The organism is Brevibacterium sp. NPDC056726 (assembly GCF_042790515.1).
Lineage (GTDB): Bacteria > Actinomycetota > Actinomycetes > Actinomycetales > Brevibacteriaceae > Brevibacterium > Brevibacterium sanguinis.
Genome location: NZ_JBHTYZ010000007.1, coordinates 93,559 through 113,685, shown reverse-complemented (window position 1 = coordinate 113,685; position 20,127 = coordinate 93,559). Strand labels below are relative to the sequence as shown.

The window sequence follows — 20,127 nt, the reverse complement described above, 5'->3', positions numbered from 1 at the left end:
CCGACAAATACGCGGTCACACTCCGCACGCGGCAGTATCGACGCGGTGAACCGACAAATACGCCGTTAGCGCAGGGCGTATTTGTCGGTTGAGGGCGTCGAAGACGGGCGGACGTCGGCTCGGGGCGTATTTGTCGGTTCGGGGCGTCGATCGCCAGCGGACGCCGCGAACGCCGCCGGGCCCCTCACACGAGGGTGTCGCGCCAGGCGCGGTGGAGCTGGGCGAAGCGACCGGTGCCGGCGATGAGCTCCTCGGGCGTGCCGTCCTCGACGATGCGCCCGGCGTCCATGACGAGCACGCGGTCGGCGATCTCGACGGTCGAGAGCCGGTGGGCGATGATGATCGCCGTCCTGCCCTCGAGCACCGTCGCGAGCGCCTTCTGCACGAGCCTCTCCGACGGGATGTCGAGGTGAGCGGTCGCCTCATCGAGGACGACGACATCGGGATCGGCGAGGAACACCCGGGCGAACGACACGAGCTGCCGCTGGCCCGAGCTCAGCCGGCCGCCGCGCTTCTTCACGTCGGTGTCGTAGCCGTCGGGCAGGCGGCGGATGTAGGGGTCGAGCCCGACCGCCCGGGCGGCGGCGACCACCTCGGCGTCGGTGGCCTCCGGATTGCCGATCCGGATGTTGTCGGCGATCGTGCCGGCGAAGAGGAACGACTCCTGCGTGACCATGACGACGCTCGAGCGCAGCTGTGCGTCATCGAGGTCGCGCAGGTCGACCCCGTCGAGACTGACCGTGCCCTCCGAAGGATCGTAGAACCGGGTGACGAGCTTGACGAGCGTCGACTTGCCGGCACCCGTGGCGCCGACGAGCGCAACGATCTGCCCCGCCGGGATCGTCAGGTCGAAGCGGGGGAGGACATCGGGTCCGTCGGCGTAGGCGAAGCGGACGTCCGTGAGGTCGATCGACCGTCCCGTCGCCGAGGTGGATGACCCATTCGACTCAGCCGCCCCGGCCGCCCCCGCCGACTCAGCCGCCCCGGTCTCCGTGTGCGCGGGCAGGGGTGTGGGCTGGGCCGGTGCCGGGACGCCGGGATCCGTGTCGAGGACGGCGGCGATCTTCTCGAGCGCCGCCGACGCCGACTGGTAGAGGTTGAACGACTGCACGAGCTCGTCGAGCGGACCGTAGAACCGGCGCAGGTAGAGGATGAACGCGGCGAGCACGCCGATCTGCGTCCATCCCTCGATGACGAGCCACGCGCCGACGACGATGATGACCGTCTGCGTGACGTTGCCGACGAGCCGCGTCCACCCGGCGAACCACGCGACGCCCCGCAGCGCATCGGTGTTGGCGTCCCGGTACGCCGTGTCCTGCTCGCGCAGAGTGCCGCGACGGTCGGGCTGGCGCCGGTAGGCCTGGACGGCGCGGATGCCGCCCATCGTCTCGACGAAGTGGACGATGACCTTCGCGATCGACGTCCGGGTGCGCCGGTACGCCCCGCGCTGGGTCCGGTGCGCGGCCTTCGTGATGAAGAACAGCGGGATGAACCCGGCGAAGACGACGATCGCCAGCGGCACATCGAGGACGATGAGCGTGATCGCGATGAACACCATCTGGAGCAGCGCGAGCGCAGTCTCGAACAGCGAGTACGAGAGGAACTGCTGGACCGACTCCATGTCCGAGGTCTGCCGGGACACGAGGCGGCCCGACGTCGACTTCTCGTGATACCCCAGGTCAAGGCGCTGAACATGGGTGAACACGCGCTGGCGCAGGGTGAAGATGATCTTCTGCGCGGTGATGCCGACAAGGCGGGTCGCCGTGAACGCGAGCACCGCCGAGGCGACGGCGGAGGCGACGAAGAGCGTGATCGCCCGCGTCAGCGCCGCCGGGTCGCCGGCGACGGCCTGCGGGATGCCGGTGTCGAGGGCGTCGGCGATGAAGAGCGGCCCGATGACGAGGGTGGCCGAGGTGAGGACGACGATGACGAGGAGAAGCACGGCCATCGGCAGGTGCGGGCGCACGAGCGAGAACAGCAGCGCCCGCGCTTTGGCCGCGATGTCCGGCGGCAGCTCCTCGACCCCGTCGTCCTCTGCCAGGCGCGGCGCACTCATGCCAGGCCCCCTTCCGTCGGCCGGTTCCCCGCCGAGGCGGTCGCTCCCTCACCGCGCGCCGAGGCGGTCGCCTGCATGCCCGCTCCCATGAGTTCGCGATAGAGCGGGGAGGTCTCGAGGAGCTCCTCATGCGTGCCCCGCGCGACGATGCGGCCCTCGTCGAGGACGGCGACGACATCGGCGAGTGCGGCCGTCGACGGCCGGTGGGCGATGATGAGCGTCGTCGAATCGGGCAGGATCTCCCGCAGCTTCAGCTGCACGCGGTCCTCGGTGTCGACGTCGACGGCCGAGAGCGGGTCGTCGAGGACGAGGATGCGCGGCCTGCCGATGACCGCCCGGGCCAGGGCCAGGCGCTGCCGCTGTCCCCCGGAGAGGGAGAGTCCCTGCTCGCCGACCTGCGTGTCGAGGCCCTCGGGCAGACGGGAGACGAAGTCGTCCGCCGCGGTGATCTCCAGCGCCTGCCACACGGCATCGTCGTCGGAGCCCGGGGCGCCCATGACGACGTTGTCGCGGACGCTCGCGGAGAAGAGGATCGGGTCCTCGAAGGAGACGGAGACGAGATGGCGCAGCTCGTTGACCGGCAGGTCGCGGATGTCGACGCCGTCGATGCGCACGGCCCCGCCGGTGACGTCCTGGAGCCGGGGCACGAGCGAGGCGAGCGTCGTCTTGCCCGAGCCCGTCGTGCCGACGAGGGCGAGCGTCTGCCCGGGCTCGATCGTGAGGTCGAGGCCCGAGAGCGTGAGACGGTCCGTGTCGGAGAAGTGGAAGTCGACGTCGTCGAAGACGAGCTCCCCGCGGTGGCGGCCGACAGCGGGGTCGTCGTCGATGCCGCCTGCGGCATCGGTGATGTCGTGGCGGATGTCGATGACCTCCCAGTAGCGGCCGGCCGCGGTGATCGACATGATGGCATCGGCGAGGAGGAACCCGAGCATCTCGATCGGCATCCGCAGGACCATGGAGATCGTCACCCCGGCGACGACGGTGCCGATCGTCGTCCAGCCTTGGACGACGCCGAAGGTCCCGATGCCGACGATCGCGGCCTGGGCGAGGGTGGGCAGGAGGATGAGGACGCTCCAGAACCACGAGTCGAGCTTCGCCTTGCGCACCTCGAGGCCCTGGAACTTCCGCGCCAGGACGGAGAAGCGCTCGGCGGCCCACGGGGAGCGGCCGAAGGACTTGAGGATCCGGATGCCCTGGATCGACTCCTCGACATCGGTCGTGATCTCGCCGACGGCGTCCTGGGACTGCCGCGAAGTCTCCCGATACCGCCGTTCGAACATCGCCACGGCGATGATCGTCGGCACCGCCATGACGAGCATGATGAGGCCGAAGACCGGTTGGAGGACGGTGAGCATGATCGTGCCGACGATGATGACGATCGGAGTTGCCAGGAGGAACGGCAGTCCGAAGGCGAAGAACCGCCGCAGCTGCGAGAGGTCGTTCGTCGCGCGCGAGAGCAGCTGTCCCGACTCCCACGAGTCGTGGATCGCCACCGAGGTGTACTGGAGCCGGTCGAAGAGGCGCGCACGCCAGCGGATCTCCCACGCCGAGACCACCGGTGCGACGATCATCCGCCGCGCCCACAGGGCGACCGCCTCGGCGATGCCGATGCCGAGGACCCCGAGCACGGGCAGCCACAGGCCTGAGAGATCACCCGAGGTGATGGGGCCGTCGATGATGTACCCGGTGATGACCGGGACGATGAGCTGGATGCCGTTCGCGAGCAGGGTGAGGACGAGAACGACGATGTAGATGCCGATCCGCGCGCGCAGATCGGGCCAGAAGCGTAGAAGGGGGCGCACGAACATCAAGCCTAGTCCGCGGTTACTCCCGCGTCCATGGTGCTCTGAAGTGGAGTTTCGCCGATCGGCGGGGAGAACGGTCCTTGCCTCGCCGAGGCGGTCGATCTCATCCATCAAGCATCGTTGATCCCGAATTGCGAGACGATCGTTTCTGCCGTTTGACACTCCCGGTGGGGCGGTGAACCATTGAGGCATGACTCACCTTCTCGTCGTCGTCATTAGCCAGCGCGCGGATCATCCGTAGCCTGTCAGTACGACACGTTCCGCGCGCCCCTACCGAAACCGGAGGGGCTTTTTTCATGCAGGGACGAAACGCGAGCGGGTCAACCCAGGAAGGATACGACACGATGGCAGCCACGCCCTCGGCTCAGAAGGCGGCCGCCGGGACTGCGCAGAGCGCACCCCCGGTGACCGCGACCCCGACCAGCATCCGGCGATCCTCGGCGCCGGAGGTCCTCACCGGCGCGCAGGCGATCGTCCGCAGCCTTGAGCGCCTCGGCGTCGACACCGTCTTCGGGCTTCCCGGCGGCACCATCCTTCCGACCTACGACCCGCTGCTCGAGACCGACAAGATCCGCCACATCCTCGTCCGCCACGAACAGGGCGCCGGCCACGCCGCCGAAGGGTACGCGGCGGCCTCGGGTCGCCTCGGCGTGTGCATCGCGACCTCGGGACCGGGGGCGACGAACCTCATCACCGCGCTCGCCGACGCCCACATGGACTCCGTGCCGCTGCTCGCCATCACCGGCCAGCAGAGCTCGAAGCTGCTCGGCACCGACGCCTTCCAGGAGGCCGACATCGTCGGGATGACGATGCCGGTGACGAAGCACAGCTTCCTCGTCACGAAGGCCGAGGACATCCCCTCCGCGATCCTCAACGCCGCGCACATCGCCACGACCGGTCGCCCCGGACCCGTCCTCGTCGACATCACGAAGGACGCGCAGACCGGTGAGGCCCCCTTCGTCTGGCCCGAGGAGCCGCAGCTGCCCGGCTACCGGCCCATCCTCAAACCCCACGCCAAGCAGATCCGCGAGGCCGCGCGGCTCATCGGCGAGGCGCAGCGTCCCGTGTTCTACATCGGCGGCGGCGTCATCCGCTCCGAGGCGGAGAAGGAGCTGCTCAAACTCGCCGAGGCGACGAACATCCCCGTCGTCACCACGCTCATGGCCCGCGGCGCCTTCCCCGACTCGCACCCGCTCCACCTCGGAATGCCGGGCATGCACGGCAGCGTGCCGGCCGTCGCGGCCTTCCAGAAGGCCGACCTGCTCATCGCCATCGGCGCCCGCTTCGATGACCGGGTGACCGGCAACCTCGATTCGTTCGCCCCCGACGCCCAGGTCATCCACGCCGACATCGACCCCGCCGAGATCGGGAAGAACCGCGCGGTCGAGGTCGCGATCGTCGGCGACGCCCGCGAAGTGCTCTCGGAGATCCTCACCGAGCTGCGCGGCAAGTTCCCCGAAGCCCTCGAGCGCCAGCGCGAGCCGTGGTGGCGGTTCCTCCGGCGCCTCAAGCAGACGTACCCGCGCGGGTACTCCTCCCACGGCGAGCTCTGCGATCCGCAGTACGTCATCTCCCGCATCTCCGCCCTCACCGGCCCCGAGGCGGTGTACGCGGCAGGCGTGGGCCAGCACCAGATGTGGGCGGCCCAGTTCGTCGACTTCGAACGCCCCCGCTCGTGGCTCAACTCCGGCGGCCTCGGCACGATGGGCTACTCCGTGCCCGCCGCGATGGGCGCGAAGGCCGCCGAACCCGACCGCGTCGTCTGGGCGATCGACGGGGACGGCTGCTTCCAGATGACGAACCAGGAGCTCGCGACCTGCGCGCTCAACGACATCCCCATCAAGGTCGCGATCATCAACAACTCCTCCCTCGGCATGGTGCGGCAGTGGCAGACGCTCTTCTACGACGGCCGCTACTCGAACACTGACCTCAACACCGGGCACGAGACGATTCGGATCCCCGACTTCGTCAAGCTCGCCGAGGCCTACGGCTGCTTCGCGCTGCGCGTCGACAGCAACGACGAGGTCGACGCGGCGATCGAGAAGGCTCTCGAGATCAACGACCGGCCCGTCGTCCTCGACTTCACCGTCCCGCCCGATGCCATGGTCTGGCCGATGGTCGCCGCCGGAGTCTCCAACGACGAGATCCAGTACGCCAACGGCATCCGCCCGGACTTCGAGGACGAGGGGGAGGAGCAGGCGGAAGCGGCGATCGCCGAGGCGGCCGCCGGTGAAGACGGAACCATGCGCTCCGTGGCGCAGATCGAAGGAGGCCTGGAATGAACAACCGGCACACGCTCTCAGTCCTCGTCGAGAACAAGCCCGGTGTGCTCGCGCGTCTCACCGGGCTCATCGCCCGCCGCGGCTTCAACATCCACAGCCTCGCCGTCGGCGTGACCGAACACGATGAGCTCTCGCGCATCACCGTCGTCGTCGACGTCCGCGACGTCGCCCTCGAACAGGTGACGAAGCAGCTGAACAAGCTCGTCAACGTCATCAAGATCGTCGAGCTCGAACCGGCGGCGTCGGTGCGCCGGGCCCACGTCATCTACAAGGTCAAGGCCAATGCGGCGACCAGGCCGCAGGTCGCTGCCGCCGTGGAGATGTTCCGCGCCTCGATCGTCGATGTCTCCACCGACTCGGTGAGCGTCGAGGCCACCGGTGAGCTCGACAAGGTCGAAGCCCTGCGCGAGGTCCTCGAGCCCTTCGGGATCAAGGAGATCGTCCAGTCCGGCGTCGTCGCCGTGGGACGCGGACCGAAGTCGATCACCGACCGCGCCCTGCGCAACTGACCTCGCTCTGAGGGTGGCCGACGTTCCACGCCGTGGAACACCGACCGTCTCAATGGGTGAGCAACTGTACCGAACTGTGAAACAATGGGGTGAGCACCCCGAAACTCTAAGGAGCAGCAACAATGGCAGCAGAACGCTTTTACGACGACGATGCCGACCTGTCCGTCATCCAGGGCAAGAAGGTCGCCATCATCGGCTACGGAAGTCAGGGCCACGCCCACGCACTGAGCCTGCGCGACTCCGGCGCGCAGGTCCGCGTCGGACTCAAGGAAGGCTCGTCGAGCCGGGACAAGGCCGCTGCCGAAGGGCTCGAAGTGGGCACCCCCGCCGAGGTGGCCGCCTGGGCCGATGTCATCACCATCGCCGCCCCCGACCAGGTGCAGGCGGAGATCTTCGAGAAGGAGATCAAGGACCAGCTCGCCCCGGGCAAGACGCTCGTCTTCATCCACGGCTTCAACATCCGCTTCGGCTACATCAAGGCCCCCGAGGGCGTCGACGTCGTCATGATCGCGCCCAAGGGCCCGGGCCACGTGGTCCGCCGCGAGTACGTCGACGGCCGCGGCGTGCCCGTGCTCGTCGCCGTCGAGGTCGACGCGACCGGACACGCCTGGGAGCTCGCCCTCTCCTACGCGAAGGCGATCGGCGGTCTGCGCGCCGGCGGCATCAAGACGACGTTCACCGAGGAGACCGAGACGGACCTCTTCGGCGAGCAGACCGTGCTCTGCGGCGGCGTCTCCCACCTCGTCCAGTACGGCTTCGAGGTCCTCACCGAGGCCGGCTACCAGCCGGAGATCGCGTACTTCGAGGTCCTCCACGAGCTCAAGCTCATCGTCGACCTCATGGTCGAGGGCGGCATCGCCAAGCAGCGCTGGTCGATCTCCGACACCGCCGAGTACGGCGACTACGTCTCCGGTCCCCGGGTCATCACGCCCGAGGTCAAGGAGAACATGGAGAGCGTCCTCGTCGACATCCAGAACGGCACCTTCGCCGAGCGCTTCATGACCGACCAGAAGAACGGCGGCGAGGAGTTCAAGTCGCTGCGCGCCAAGGAGGAGAAGCACCCGATCGAGGCCACCGGCCGGGAGCTGCGGAAGATGTTCGCCTGGCTCAAGGACACCGACGACGACTACACCGAGGGCACTGCCGCTCGCTGAGAGTGACGAGTGCGAGAAGGCGCCGCCGGAGGGATTCCGGCGGCGCCTTCGTCGTCGTGGCGGGTTCTACGCGGCGAGGCGGGCGGCGCGCCTGGCCGCCTGGATGCGCGGATCGGGCACGGGCGCGGATTCGATGAGGCGGCGCGTGTAGGCCTCGCCCGGATCCGTGAGCACCTGAAGGCTCGGGCCCTGCTCGACGATGCGACCGTCCTTGAGGACGACGACGTGACTGGCGAGCTGTTCGACGACGGCGAGATCGTGGCTGATGAACAGGCACGCGAAGTCCAGCGACGCATGGAGCTCACCGAGGAGGGCGAGCACCCCGCGCTGCACGGAGACGTCGAGCGCCGAGGTCGGTTCGTCGGCGATGAGCAGCTTCGGGCGCAGCGCGAGGGCACGGGCGATCGCCACGCGCTGCCGCTGTCCGCCGGAGAGCTCGTGCGGGAAACGGGCGGCGAAGTCGGTCGGCAGCTGGACGTCGGCGAGCAGCGCATCGACCCGGGCGTCGATGTCACGGCCGCTGAGATCCGTGTGCACCCTCAGGGGTTCGGCGATCTGCGACCCGACCGAGCGTCGCGGATTGAGCGAGCCCCGCGGGTCCTGGAAGACGACGCCGACCTCGGCGCGCAGCCGGCGCTGGCGGCGGTTCGGGCGGGTGGACACGCGCTCACCGGCGACGAACGCCTCGCCCGAGGTCAGCGCCTGACCACCGGTGAGGACGTTCGCGATCGTCGACTTGCCCGACCCCGACTCCCCGACGAGACCGGTGATCTGACCCGCCGGGATGACGAGGCTGACGTCGTCGAGCGCGGTGACCTGGCGGCCGGACGAACGATGGACGACGGTGGCGTCGCGAAGTTCGGCGGCGGGAACGGTGCCGGCGGGAACGGCGTCCGCGGCGGGCTCGGGGTCGTCCGGGCGCGCGGCGGACGGTGTCTGCGCATCGACGACCGCGCTCAGCCTCGGCACGGCGGCGAGCAGCTGCTTCGTGTAGTCCGAGGCGGGACGGTCGAAGATGTCCTCGACGGACCCGGTCTCGACGATCCGCCCGTCCTTCATCACGGCCACCCGGTCGGCGATGTCGGCGACGACGCCCATGTCATGGGTGATGAGGAGCACGGCCTGACCGGCCTGGGCCTGGGCGACGAGGAGGTCGAGGATGCCCGTCTGCACGGTGACGTCGAGGGCCGTCGTCGGTTCGTCGGCGATGAGGACCTGCGGGGAGTTGATCGTCGCGAGCGCGATCATCGCCCGCTGCAGCTGACCGCCGGAGAGCTCATGCGGGTAGGCCTCGGCGACCGTCTCGGGATCGGGCAGGCCGACCGCGCTCAGCTGCGCGAGCACACGCTGCCCGATGTCCCCGCGCCCGGCCCCGCCCGCACCGTCGCTGCCGGCGTGGGCCCGGACCGCCTCGGCGATCTGATGGCCGACCCGGAACATCGGATTGAACGCGCTCATCGGCTCCTGGAAGACGACGCCGACCCGCTCGCCCCGGATCGGACGCAGCTCCGCGGAGTCGAGACCGACGAGCTCGATCGCCCCGGTCAGCCCCACCCCGCCTCCGGCCGGGCCGGCGGGATCCCAGAGCACCACGGATCCGGCCTGGCTCGCGCCGGGCACGAGGCCGAGCGGAGCGAGCGCGGTGACCGACTTGCCCGACCCCGATTCGCCGACGAGGGCGAGGATCGACCCGGGGACGAGGTCGAAGGACACGTCCCGGGTGACGGTGCGGGCACCGAAGGACACCGAGTAGTCGCGGTAGCTCAGGGCGGGGGTGGTCGCGCTCATCGGGTCAGCCCTTCAGCGAGGCCTTGAAGTACACGGGGTAGGCCGGGAACTCGCCGATGATGAAGTTCTCGACGTTCGAGCCGTGGAGGAACGAGTTCCGGTTGTACGTCAGCGGCACGATCGGCGCGTCCTCCATGATCCGCTTGTCGGCTTCGGCCCAGATCTTCTCGGCCGCGGCCGCATCGACAGTCCCGGTGGCCTGCTGGATGAGGTCGTCGACCTCGGGGTTCGAGTAGCGGGAGATGTTGTAGTTGCCGCCGCCGATCTGCGAGGAGTCGAAGAGCGGCTGGATGTTGCCGAACGGCGACGGGTAGTCCGGCTGCCATGAGGTCAGTGCGAGGTCGTAGTCGCCCTCGTCGTTCGTCGCATCGGCGGAGAAGGTGTTCGTGTCGACGGACCTGATCTCGACGGTGATGTCGACCCGGGCCAGTGCCTGCTGGATCGCCTCGGCCTGGGCGACGTCGGTGGCGGAGTTCTTCGTCAGCAGCGTCAGCGGGCCGAGGTCGGCACCGGACTCGGCGAGGAGGGACTTCGCCTTCTCGACGTCACCCTCGGGACCGGCAGGGTAGAGGTCGTAGTCGACGCGACCGGGAATGCCGGGGGTGATGAGCGTCGTCGCATAGTCACCGGAGATCTCACCGCCGCCGGCGATCCGGTACGTGTTCTTGTCGACGGCGTAGTTGATCGCCTGCCGCACCTTGAGGTCCTTGAGCCCTTCCCGCTCGGTGTTCATCGCGAGGTAGGACAGGGCGCCGGGCCCCGAGGTGACGAGCCTCGACTGCGCGTTCGGGTCGTTCTGGACCTGCGCGAGCTGCGAGGCGGGGACGAAGCTCGCGGAGAACCCGTTCTTCGCGTCCCCGGAGTCGGAGATGAGCGCCTGCGAGGTCACCGAGGCGTCCTGGCCGAGCTTGAACACGACCTGGTCGGGGCCGGCCGTGCGGACCGGATCGGTCTCCTCATTCCACTGGTCGTTGCGAGTGAGCACCGCCTCGGCGCCGGACTGGTTCGACTCGACCTTGTACGGACCCGAGGCGACGGGATCGAGGCCGTACGTGCCGGGGTCGTCGCTGCCCTCGGGCACGGGGGAGAAGGCGGGCATCGAGACGATCCACGGGAAGTCGCCGAACGTCGAGTTGAGGCGGAAGACGATCGTCTTCTCATCCGGTGTCTCGATCGAGGCGAGGTCGTCCCCGGTGAACGGGCCGGCGTAGTCGTCGCCGCCCTCGATGAGGCCCTTGTGGTAGCTCAGGCCGCCTGAGAGCTCGGTCGAGAACGACCGCTCGATGCCGTACTTGATGTCGGCGGTCGTGATCGGGTCGCCGTTCTCGAACTTCAGCCCGTCCTTGAGGGTGAACGTCCACGTCCTGCCGTCGTCGCTGACCGTGCCCGTGTCCGTGGCGAGGTCGGGCACGACCTCGCCCGGCTGGTCGGGCTGGATGTCCCACGTCGTGAGCCGGCGGTGGACGAGGGAGAGCGAGGTGATCGCGAGCCCCTGGCTCTTGCCGGGGTCGAAGTCGATGTCGGGGTCCTCGGAGAAGATGTTGAGGGTCCCGCCCTTCTGCGTCTCGCCGAGCGTGTTGCCCTGCGAGTCGTCGTTGAGTTCGGGATTCGCGTTGCACCCGGTGAGGACGAGCCCCAGGGCGAGGGTGGCGGCGAGGAGGCCGAAGCGCTTCATGATGGTCCTTTGCGTGAGATGAGCGGAGAGGGGGTGAGGAGGAGCCGTGGGCGGCGACAGTGCGGGATCATGCGCGTGCTCCGATCCGCGGGTCGAGGATCGAGTAGCTGAGGTCGGCGAGCAGGTTCGCGATGATGACGACGGCGGCGGCGAAGAGGGTGACGCCGACGATGACCTGGATGTCGAGGCTCGACACCGACTCGAGCAGCAGGGTGCCGACCCCGCCGAGGGCGAAGACCTTCTCCGTGATCACCGCTCCGCCCAGCAGGCCGCCGATGTCGATGGCGAACAGCGTCGTCAGCGGCACGACGAGGTTGCGCAGGCCGTGCTTGCCGACGACGACGGTCTCGCTCAGGCCCTTCGCGCGGGCCGTGCGGATGTAGTCCTGACTGAGCACGTCGAGCATCTGCCCGCGGGTGAGCCGCGCGTAGATCGCGCCGTTGGCGATCGCGAGCACGATCCACGGCAGGATGAGGTGGAAGGCCCACATTAGGGGGTTCTCCGTGAGCGGGACGTAGCCGCCGATCGGGAGGACGTTGAGGGTGAACCCGAAGAGGAGGACGCCGAGGAGGCCGAGCAGGTACGTCGGTGCGGAGATTCCCGTGATCGCCGCCCCCATGACCGCGGAGTCGGTGAACCGGCCGCGCCGGAGTGCGGCGATGAGTCCTGCCGCGATCCCGCCGATCGCCCAGAGCACCGCGGCACCGAGGGTGAGGGAGACGGTGATCGGCAGCCGCTGGAGGATGAGGTTCGTCACCGAGTCCCGCAGCCGGAACGAGTACCCGAAGCACGGGGCATTGCAGTGGATCGCCGCCGCTCCCTCGCCGAAGGTCCGCCCGCCGATGATGCCGGCGAGGAAGTCGAAGAGCTGCTTCCACCACGCCTGGTCGACGCCGAGGTAGGCCTCGACCTCGGCGAGGCGCTCGGGGGAGCAGGGTTTGCCGCACGAGAGCTGAGCGGGATTGGTCGGCATGAGGTAGAAGATCGCGAAGCACGCGGCGGCGATGATGATGAGGACGACGACGGCCCCGAGGATCCGGGACGCGGCGAACTTCACGCGGTTCACGGCTGGCCTCCTGCGCTCATCGGGTCGATCCTCGGGGTGTCGGGGCCGCGGTCAGGGGTGCGGTCGGCACTGCGCTCGGGGCCCTGTTCGGCGGTGGGGTCGAGGGCGTCGCGGAGTCCGTCGCCGAACATGTTGAACCCGAGCGTGACGAGGAAGAGCGCCATGCCGGGGAAGATGAGGTACATCGGGTCGACCTGGACCCAGGAGATCGCATCGGAGATCGACCGGCCCCACGACGGGGTGGGCGGGTTGACGCCGACGCCGAGGAAGGACAGGGCCGCCTCGGCGCCGATCTTGCCGGGAATCGACACGGTCGTGAAGACGATGATCGTCGCGGCGAGGTTCGGGAGGATCTCGCGGACGAGGATGCGCGCGCTGCTCGTGCCCTGCGCGGCGGCGGCGCGGACGAACCCGCGCTCCTTGAGCGAGAGCGTCTCGCTGCGGACGACGCGGGCGACCGGCGGCCAGCCGAAGAAGCCGATGACGAGGATGAGCAGGAGCGGGCGCGGGAAGCTTGCGGGCACGGTCGCCGAGAGCGCGATGGCGAAGATGAGGAACGGGAAGCCGAAGACGATGTCGGTGAACCGGGAGAGCAGCCGGTCGGCGAGGTGCCCGTAGAAGCCGGCGATGAGTCCGATCGCCACGCCGACGATGACGGAGACGAGCGTCGCGGCGAGTCCGATGAGCAGGGAGACCTGCGCGCCGTAGGAGACGATCGCGAAGAGATCGCGTCCGGTGCGGGGCTCGACGCCGAACCAGTGCTGAGCACTCATCCCGCCCAGCGGCCCGGCCGGGGCGGTGTCGGGGGCGAGCAGCTCGGGGTTGTAGGCGTAGGGGCTGTTGCCGGTCAGGGCCGCGAACACCGGGGCGAGGACGGCGAGGAGGACGAAGAACACGACGAGCCCGAGGCCGATCATCGCTGGTCGGGAGCGCTTCAGTCGCGCCCAGACGGTGTCTGTGCGGGGCGCGCGTCCCGGCCGCTCGGGCGGGGCTGCTGTCATCGTGGTCCTTCGATTCGTGGTCGGTCGGACGGTGGGCTCGGTCGCGTCCGGGATCGCCGAACTGCTCAACAATTATGCGCCTGATCGTCGTCTGAGCAAACTCATGAAGTTCCGTGACAGTAGCGCAGTTTCCTCCGTTCGTCACCAGGGGCCCCGGTGCTAGAGTCGCAGGCAGGGAACCCTGGCCGACTCGAGGAAGACGACACCGTGACGAACTACCGATTCGAGAGCTTCACTCCCGCCTTCGACGAGTCCACGGGGGAGCCGGATGCCAGGACGAAGGGCTACTTCGCGTCGACGAGCGTGGGGTTCCACGACTCCCGGTCGACCGATGCGGCGCTCAAGGCCCGTGTGCAGCGGGCGATCGACGACGATCGTCGTCTCACCGCGGTCTACGCCGATAACGAATACGACTATGCGCTCGACGCCGACATCCCCGTCGCGACCTTCGCGTGGTTCGAGAAGCTCGTCAACGTCGGTGCCGGGCGGCTCGTGCCTGCGCACCTCATCACGTGGGTGACCGTGCGGCCCACCCATCGCCGCCGGGGCCTGCTCCGGTCGATGATCACCACCGACCTCGCCGAGGCGAAGGCCGCCGGCTACCCGTTCGCGGCGCTGACCGCGACCGAGGGCGGGATCTACTCCCGCTACGGCTTCGGCGTGGCGACGTGGTCGCATGCGATCGAGGTCGACACCTCGCCGGGCTTCCAGATGATCCGCGAACCCGACCGGCGGGTGGAGATGTGTCTGCCGAGCGTGCTGCGCGAACTCGCGCCGAAGATCTACGGCGAGTTCATGAAGACCTCGCCGGGGGCGATGGAGCGGCAGCAGACCTACGTCGAACGGGCCACCGGCGCGCTCAACACCGAGACCGGAGAGGCCGATCGCGGAGTCCGCGCCGCCCTGCACTTCGGGGAGGACGGCGAACCCGACGGCTACGTCTCCTACAAGTTCGCGGGCTGGTCGACGACCCCGCCGACGATCGAGCTCATCGACTTCGTCGCCGTCACCGACGCCGCGTACGCCTCCCTGTGGTCCTTCCTCGCCGCGATTGACCTCTCGACGCGGGTGAAGTTCGGCGAATCCGCCGAGGACTCGCCGCTGCCGTGGCTGCTCACGGACTCCCGCCGCGTGAAGACGACGTCGACGGAGGACAACATCTGGATCCGGATCCTCGACGTCAGGGCCGCCCTCGAGGCCCGCGCATGGTTCGTGCCCGGCACTCTCGTCCTCGACATCGACGATCCGCAGGAGCTCACCGGGGGACGCTTCCGCGTCACCTCCGACGGGCAGAGCGCCGTCGTCGAACCGGTCTCGGAGGCGACGCCGGCCGACCTCAGCCTCGGCATCGCCGAACTCGGCTCCCTCTACTTCGGCGGGGCGGACCCGGTCATCCTCGTCCGCGCCGGTCGCATCGAGGAGAACGTGCCGGGAGCCGCCGTCCAGGCGAAGTCGATGTTCGGTCTCGAGCGGATGCCGTACTCGCCGAACGGATTCTGACGCTGAGGCGCCTCGAGGTGCTCCAGGTGTCCAGGGTGCTCGGGGCGCGGACGGTGTTCCCAGATCCTGAGACTTTGTGAAGGTATTCACGCAGTCTCATATGATGAGCCCGTCCCGGTTCCCTGAAGGAGTAACTCAGTGCCCAAGCCCATCGTGCTCATCGCCGAAAACCTGTCACCGGCCACCATCGACGCACTCGGAGGCGACTTCGAGATCCGTCACACCGACGGCGCTGACCGCTCCCGCCTGCTCACCGACATCGTCGACGCCGATGCGATTCTCGTCCGCTCGGCCACCCAGGTCGACGCCGAGGCGATCGCCGCGGCCGCGCACCTCAAGGTCATCGCCCGCGCCGGCGTCGGCCTCGACAATGTCGACGTCCCGGCCGCCACCTCGGCGGGTGTCATGGTCGTCAACGCCCCGACGTCGAACATCATCTCCGCCGCCGAGCTGACGATGGCCCACATCCTCGCCTCGGCCCGGTACTTCGGCGCCGGCAACACCTCGCTCAAGGCGGGGGAGTGGAAGCGCTCGAAGTTCACCGGCGTCGAACTCTACGAGAAGACGCTCGGCATCATCGGCCTCGGCCGCATCGGCGGTCTCGTCGCCGAACGCGCGAAGGCCTTCGGGATGCGCCTCGTCGGCTACGACCCCTACATCACGCAGGCGCGCGCCGCGCAGATGGGCGTCGAGGTCGTCGACCTGCCGGGGCTGCTCGCGGTCTCCGACTTCGTCACCGTCCACATGCCCAAGACGCCCGAGACGATCGGGATGATCAGCACCGAGCAGTTCGCGCTCGCGAAGCCGGGCGCCCGCTTCGTCAACGTCGCCCGCGGCGGCATCATCGATGAGGAGGCGCTCGCCGAGGCGGTCGCCGCGGGCACCGTGGGAGGCGCCGGCATCGACGTGTGGAACGTCGAACCGCCCGAGCCGTCCGCGCTCATGGACCTCGACGCCGTCAACGTCACGCCCCACCTCGGCGCGTCGACGGTCGAGGCCCAGGAGAAGGCCGGGGTCGCGGTCGCGAAGTCCGTGCGCAAGGCGCTCGCCGGTGAGCTCGTCCCCGACGCCGTCAACGTCGCAGGCGGGGCGATCCACGAGGACGTCTGTCCCGGGATCCCGCTCGCCGAGCGCCTCGGCCGGGTCGTCAACGCCCTCGCCGAATCCTCGGTCACGCACTTCAAGGTCGAGGTCAACGGCGAGATCGCCGACAAGGACGTCTCCGTCCTCAAGCTCTCGGCGCTCAAGGGCCTGTTCAAGGACGTCGTCTCCGACCAGGTCTCCTACGTCAACGCCCCGCTGCTTGCCGAGGAGCGGGGGATCGGGGTCGAGCTGACGACCGATCCGTACTGCGAATCGTTCCGCAACATCACCCGCCTGACCGCGACGACCGGGGACGGACAGCGGATCACCGTCGCCGGCACCGTGACGGGTCCGAAGCTCGTGCAGAAGCTCACCGAGGTCGACGGCTTCGATCTCGAGATCGAGCTCACCGACAACCTCCTCATCTTCCGCTACGAGGATCGTCCGGGCATCATCGGTCAGCTCGGGCTCGCGCTCGGCGCCAACGAGATCAACATCGCCGGCATGCAGGTCTCACCGTCGTCGGAGGACAACGAGGCGCTCTCGGTCATGGCCGTCGATTCGGCGGTGCCCGAGGAGGTCGTGCGGGCCGTCGCCGGCGCAGTCAACGCCTCGGCGTTCTCCGCGGTCTCGCTCGACGAGGACTGAGCGGACCCGACGCAGACCACACTCGGTGCCCCGTATCCGCGCAGGCGGGTGCGGGGCACCGCTATGATGGTCAGCGCACATCGAAACCCTCGGTGACTGCATCGACCATCGCCGGTCCCGCGCTGGTCGTCCTCGGGTGGCCTGCGTCGGGCCGGTTCCACTCCCATGAAGGAACCCGATGACCAACTCCCCCCAGTCCCCTCTGCCCGCTCCCGGGCAGGACACCCACCAGGCCCCGGTGGCCGGCACGGCCGCTGCCGGCAGCCTCGGCGATCTCGCGCTGCCGCTGCGCGGTGCCCGTCCGAAGCAGGCGGTCTCCCGCTTCCTCAAGAAGTACTCCGTGTTCTCCGGCCGTGCCTCCCGCAGCGAGTTCTGGTGGGTCTACCTGTTCGTCGCCATCGCCATGGCGATCCCGTATGCGCTCATCATCATCGGCATGTCGATCGGCCTCGCGTGGGCGGCCGCGAACCCCAAGATCACCGAGTTCGGGGTCGATCAGACCACCGGTGAGGCGATCACCCTCGAACAGTCCCCGGGCATCATGAACCACGCGCCGGCTGCGACACTCATCTGGCTCGGTCTCGCGCTCCTCGTCGTCGTCTTCCTCGCCGTCATCGTGCCGATGCTCGCGCTCATGGTCCGCCGTCTCCACGACGTCAACATGCCCGGAGCGCTCCTCTTCATCGCGCTCGTCCCGTTCGCCGGGCCGCTCATCGTCCTCGTCTTCATGCTGCTCGAGGCCAAGCCCGAAGGCGCGCGCTTCGACGCCGTCGGCGCGCACTGAGGCCGACTCGCCGGTCAGGGCGAGTCCGTGATCGGCGCGGCCGCAGCGTCCGGATTGCCCGCGGCGGCCACCTCGGCGAGCGCGCGCTGGAGGACCTGCAGGTCCTCGAGCGTCTCGACCGCGATGATCCGCCCCCACCGCAGGGTGAGGAACTGGAACATCGTGTTCTCGTAGCGGCCGCCGCCGGGCAGTGAGCCCGAGACGCGGGTGCGCACGGCGATCCGCGTGTGCCACGGTCCGCCGTCGACGATGACGTCGTCGACGGCGAACCGGGCGTCGGGCAGGATGCTCGTCACCCGCTCCCACCAGCGGATCATCGCCTCCCGGGTGGTGCGCCGACCGCCGAGCGCATGGTCGCCGTGGAAGACGTCGACGAAGCGCGGGGCGAGGCTGTCGACCATGGGCATGACCTGACCGCGGCTGATCTGGTCGAAGACCGCGCGGATGCGGGCCCTGACGATGCGCTTGTACATGGGAACCCCTCACCGGCGACCAGGGGTCGTCCGCATCGATTAACGTTACTATTGGTTACACTATGAGCCGAACCGGTCGCCCGCGCAAGAGCGCAACGGAATCCGAGATCGTCAGCGCCCTCACCGATCTCGTCATCGAACGCGGCTACGCGTCCGTCACCGTCGATCTCGTCGTCGAGCGGGCGGGCACGAACAAGCCCGCCTTCTATCGCCGGTTCCGCAATCTCGCCGAGGTGGTGCCGCTCGTGCTCGCCGCCCGCCACGGCACGGACACCGACATCGACACCGGCAGCCTCGCAGGCGACCTCACGGAGGTGCAGGCTCGGCAGCAGCGGCTCTTCACCGACCCCGTCGTCACCCGCGGCTTCGCCGGATGGGCCGCTGACATCGCCGGCGATGTGTCCGGCGCGGCGGCGTTCTTCGACTCCTACCTCTCACCGAGGCGGCAATTCACGCGAGTCATCCTCGCCCGGGCCGTCGACCGCGGAGAGATCGCCCCCGGTGCCGACCCCGACTGGCTCGCCGATCTCCTCACCGGGCCGCTCCTCATGCGCTTGGTCCTCCCGGGCCTGCCGCCGATCGACGACCGCCTCGTCGCGCAGACGGTCAGCGCCGCCCTCGACGTGCTCGGCGCTGCCGGGGCGGGGCGGACGGAGAGGGGCTAGCGGAGAGGGCCTAACGGAGCAGCAGCGGTGAGCGGGTGCGCAGACCGATCCACGTCCACAGGGCATCGGCGAGGATCGCGGCGGTGAGCCCGACGAGGACGCCGGCGATCGTGTCGGTGAGCCAGTGGACCTGGAGTGCGGTGCGCGACCACATCATCGCGAGCACCCAGCCTGCCGCGAGCAGCAGCGACCAGTGGAAGCGGAGCCGCAGGGGATCGGCACGGGTGCTCGTCGCCGCCCGCGTGACGATGAGCGCGAGCCCGAAGGCCAGCGCCGCCGCGCCCATCGAGTGACCGGACGGATAGGAGTAGCCCAGCGACGAGTAGAGCTGATCGCCCGGGCGGGCCCGTTCGACGAGCAGCTTGATGAGCTCGGAGAGGCCGACGCCGAGCAGCATCGTCGTGACGATGACGACAGCGGCACGGAACCGGCGCAGCAGGATGAAGATCGCGGCAGCCAGCGCGGTGCACATCATCGCCCCGTTGCCGCCGCCCACCTCGGCGAGGGTGACCGCGACCCAGTACGGCACCGAATCGAGCGGCACCTTGACGAGGTGGGCCCACCACACATCGAGCGGGGTCGGCCCGGTGTGGGTCAGGCGCAGCCAGAGGCCGAACGCGCCGACGAGGAGCATGGCCGGCAGCACCGACCACAGCGCCCACCGCGGTGTGGGGGCGACTGCGGACGGTGCCTGGGAGGGCAGACGGGGGTTCGGGGCCGGTTGCCCGGCCCCGGGCGCATCGGCGCTGATCAGGCGTTCCAGAGACCGTAGGTGTCGGCGAGCGACGCGATCTTCTTCGCGCGCGCCAGACGCGGCAGGTACGAGCCGTCGGTGATCTCCGTGCCGCCTTCGGCCGCCGCGAGCATCTGGCGGGCCCACGTGCGCTCGTCCTCGCTCGGGCTCATCGCCTCGTTGAGGGCGTTGACCTGGTCGATGTTGAGGACGAGCTTGCCCGTCATGCCCATGTTGTGGGTGACGTCGGCGTCCTCACGCACCTGCTCATCGCTGGCGTCGGCGGCCGAGGGGCCGTCGATCGCGCCGGGCAGCCCGCCCATGCGCGAGGCGATGGTCAGGCGCGACCGGGCGTACGCGAGGGCCATCGGATCACCGGAGAATCCGGTGTCCTTGCGGAAGTCGTTCGTGCCGAAGGCGAGGCGGAAGGTGCCGGGCGCCTCGGCGATCTTCGTCGCGTTCTCGACGCCGCGGGCGGATTCGAGGAGCGCGAGCACGGGCAGGCCGGCCTTCGCGCGCATCGCGGTGTAGGAGACCTGCTCGGGGCGCTCGGTCTCCGGCAGCATGACCCCGCGCAGACCGGGCAGCATGGCGACGGCCGCGAGGTCGTCGTCCCAGAACTCCGACTCCATCTTGTTGATCCGCACCCACGCCGACATGCCGGACTCGAGGGCGCGGACGACGTTGTCGCGGGCCTCGAGCTTCTTGTCCTCGGCCACCGAGGCCTCGAGGTCGAAGATGACAGAATCGGCCTCGGACGCCTGCGCGGGTGCGAACAGAGCCTCCTTCGCCGCATTGACGAGCAGCCACGAGCGGGACAGCTTGGCGGGGAGGGAGGCGGCGCGACGATTGCGGATCGTTTCTGTCAAGGATCGACTTTCTCTCGGAAGCGGTGAGTCGGCGAG

16 protein-coding genes are annotated in these 20,127 nt (G+C 69.1%); 7 read left to right on the top strand and 9 right to left on the bottom strand.

The window, feature by feature from the left end; genetic code table 11:
- Window positions 1-184: 184 nt before the first annotated feature.
- Entirely contained in the window at window positions 185-2,056 is a 1,872-nt protein-coding gene (locus tag ACFQ91_RS15445) for an ABC transporter ATP-binding protein (protein ID WP_198499217.1), read from the bottom strand.
- Complete coding sequence (locus ACFQ91_RS15440) at window positions 2,053-3,864, bottom strand: ABC transporter ATP-binding protein (RefSeq protein WP_198501002.1); 1,812 nt, start codon at window positions 3,862-3,864, stop codon at window positions 2,053-2,055. The genes ACFQ91_RS15445 and ACFQ91_RS15440 overlap by 4 nt, the downstream gene beginning before the upstream one ends.
- Window positions 3,865-4,205: 341 nt before the next feature.
- Between ACFQ91_RS15440 and ACFQ91_RS15435 the strand changes: the two genes are divergently transcribed.
- From ACFQ91_RS15435 to ilvC, 3 genes are all read left to right on the top strand, one after another.
- Window positions 4,206-6,143 carry an acetolactate synthase large subunit gene (locus ACFQ91_RS15435; protein ID WP_198499216.1) on the top strand — a complete coding sequence of 646 codons (1,938 nt, stop codon included), beginning with the start codon at window positions 4,206-4,208 and terminating at the stop codon, window positions 6,141-6,143.
- Complete coding sequence (gene ilvN / locus ACFQ91_RS15430; RefSeq protein ID WP_137826546.1) at window positions 6,140-6,652, top strand: acetolactate synthase small subunit; 513 nt, start codon at window positions 6,140-6,142, stop codon at window positions 6,650-6,652. The genes ACFQ91_RS15435 and ilvN overlap by 4 nt, the downstream gene beginning before the upstream one ends.
- A gap of 122 nt (window positions 6,653-6,774) precedes the next feature.
- Window positions 6,775-7,806 carry a ketol-acid reductoisomerase gene (ilvC, locus tag ACFQ91_RS15425; RefSeq protein ID WP_137826545.1) on the top strand — a complete coding sequence of 344 codons (1,032 nt, stop codon included), beginning with the start codon at window positions 6,775-6,777 and terminating at the stop codon, window positions 7,804-7,806.
- 66 nt (window positions 7,807-7,872) lie between these two features.
- Here the strand turns inward: ilvC and ACFQ91_RS15420 are convergent, their stop codons facing one another.
- The 4 genes from ACFQ91_RS15420 to ACFQ91_RS15405 form a co-directional block, all read right to left on the bottom strand.
- Complete coding sequence (locus tag ACFQ91_RS15420) at window positions 7,873-9,594, bottom strand: ABC transporter ATP-binding protein (RefSeq protein WP_198499215.1); 1,722 nt, start codon at window positions 9,592-9,594, stop codon at window positions 7,873-7,875.
- A gap of 4 nt (window positions 9,595-9,598) precedes the next feature.
- Window positions 9,599-11,269 (bottom strand): ABC transporter substrate-binding protein, encoded by a 1,671-nt coding sequence (locus ACFQ91_RS15415; protein ID WP_198499214.1) that lies wholly within the window; start codon window positions 11,267-11,269, stop codon window positions 9,599-9,601.
- A gap of 67 nt (window positions 11,270-11,336) precedes the next feature.
- Window positions 11,337-12,335, bottom strand: a complete 999-nt coding sequence (locus ACFQ91_RS15410) for an ABC transporter permease (RefSeq protein ID WP_198499213.1) — start codon at window positions 12,333-12,335, stop codon at window positions 11,337-11,339.
- Window positions 12,332-13,336 (bottom strand): ABC transporter permease, encoded by a 1,005-nt coding sequence (locus tag ACFQ91_RS15405; RefSeq protein ID WP_198499212.1) that lies wholly within the window; start codon window positions 13,334-13,336, stop codon window positions 12,332-12,334. Before ACFQ91_RS15405 ends, ACFQ91_RS15410 begins: the two co-directional genes overlap by 4 nt.
- Before the next feature lie 207 nt (window positions 13,337-13,543).
- Here ACFQ91_RS15405 and ACFQ91_RS15400 point away from each other — a divergent pair, with 207 nt between their 5' ends.
- The 3 genes from ACFQ91_RS15400 (at window position 13,544) to ACFQ91_RS15390 (ending at window position 17,351) form a co-directional block, all read left to right on the top strand.
- Window positions 13,544-14,836 carry a GNAT family N-acetyltransferase gene (locus ACFQ91_RS15400; protein WP_198499211.1) on the top strand — a complete coding sequence of 431 codons (1,293 nt, stop codon included), beginning with the start codon at window positions 13,544-13,546 and terminating at the stop codon, window positions 14,834-14,836.
- A 138-nt stretch (window positions 14,837-14,974) separates the two neighbouring features.
- Window positions 14,975-16,567 (top strand): phosphoglycerate dehydrogenase, encoded by a 1,593-nt coding sequence (serA, locus tag ACFQ91_RS15395; protein WP_376917359.1) that lies wholly within the window; start codon window positions 14,975-14,977, stop codon window positions 16,565-16,567.
- A 178-nt stretch (window positions 16,568-16,745) separates the two neighbouring features.
- The gene (locus ACFQ91_RS15390) at window positions 16,746-17,351 is read left to right on the top strand and encodes a DUF805 domain-containing protein (RefSeq protein ID WP_198499209.1); all 606 of its coding nucleotides are present in this window, start codon (window positions 16,746-16,748) and stop codon (window positions 17,349-17,351) included.
- Between the two features lie 14 nt (window positions 17,352-17,365).
- On the opposite strand, the gene ACFQ91_RS15385 is transcribed toward ACFQ91_RS15390, so the two are convergent.
- On the bottom strand, window positions 17,366-17,824 hold the full coding sequence (locus ACFQ91_RS15385) for a nuclear transport factor 2 family protein (RefSeq protein WP_198499208.1): 459 nt from the start codon (window positions 17,822-17,824) through the stop codon (window positions 17,366-17,368).
- Between the two features lie 62 nt (window positions 17,825-17,886).
- Here ACFQ91_RS15385 and ACFQ91_RS15380 point away from each other — a divergent pair, with 62 nt between their 5' ends.
- On the top strand, window positions 17,887-18,489 hold the full coding sequence (locus tag ACFQ91_RS15380) for a TetR/AcrR family transcriptional regulator (RefSeq protein WP_198499207.1): 603 nt from the start codon (window positions 17,887-17,889) through the stop codon (window positions 18,487-18,489).
- Window positions 18,490-18,499: 10 nt separating this feature from the next.
- Here ACFQ91_RS15380 and ACFQ91_RS15375 read toward each other — a convergent pair whose 3' ends face one another.
- Both ACFQ91_RS15375 and ACFQ91_RS15370 read right to left on the bottom strand, forming a co-directional pair.
- Window positions 18,500-19,123 carry a phosphatase PAP2 family protein gene (locus tag ACFQ91_RS15375; RefSeq protein WP_198499206.1) on the bottom strand — a complete coding sequence of 208 codons (624 nt, stop codon included), beginning with the start codon at window positions 19,121-19,123 and terminating at the stop codon, window positions 18,500-18,502.
- 116 nt (window positions 19,124-19,239) lie between these two features.
- Window positions 19,240-20,091: a CoA ester lyase gene (locus tag ACFQ91_RS15370; RefSeq protein ID WP_198499205.1), complete on the bottom strand. Its 852-nt coding sequence runs from the start codon at window positions 20,089-20,091 to the stop codon at window positions 19,240-19,242.
- Between the last annotated feature and the right edge of the window lie 36 nt (window positions 20,092-20,127).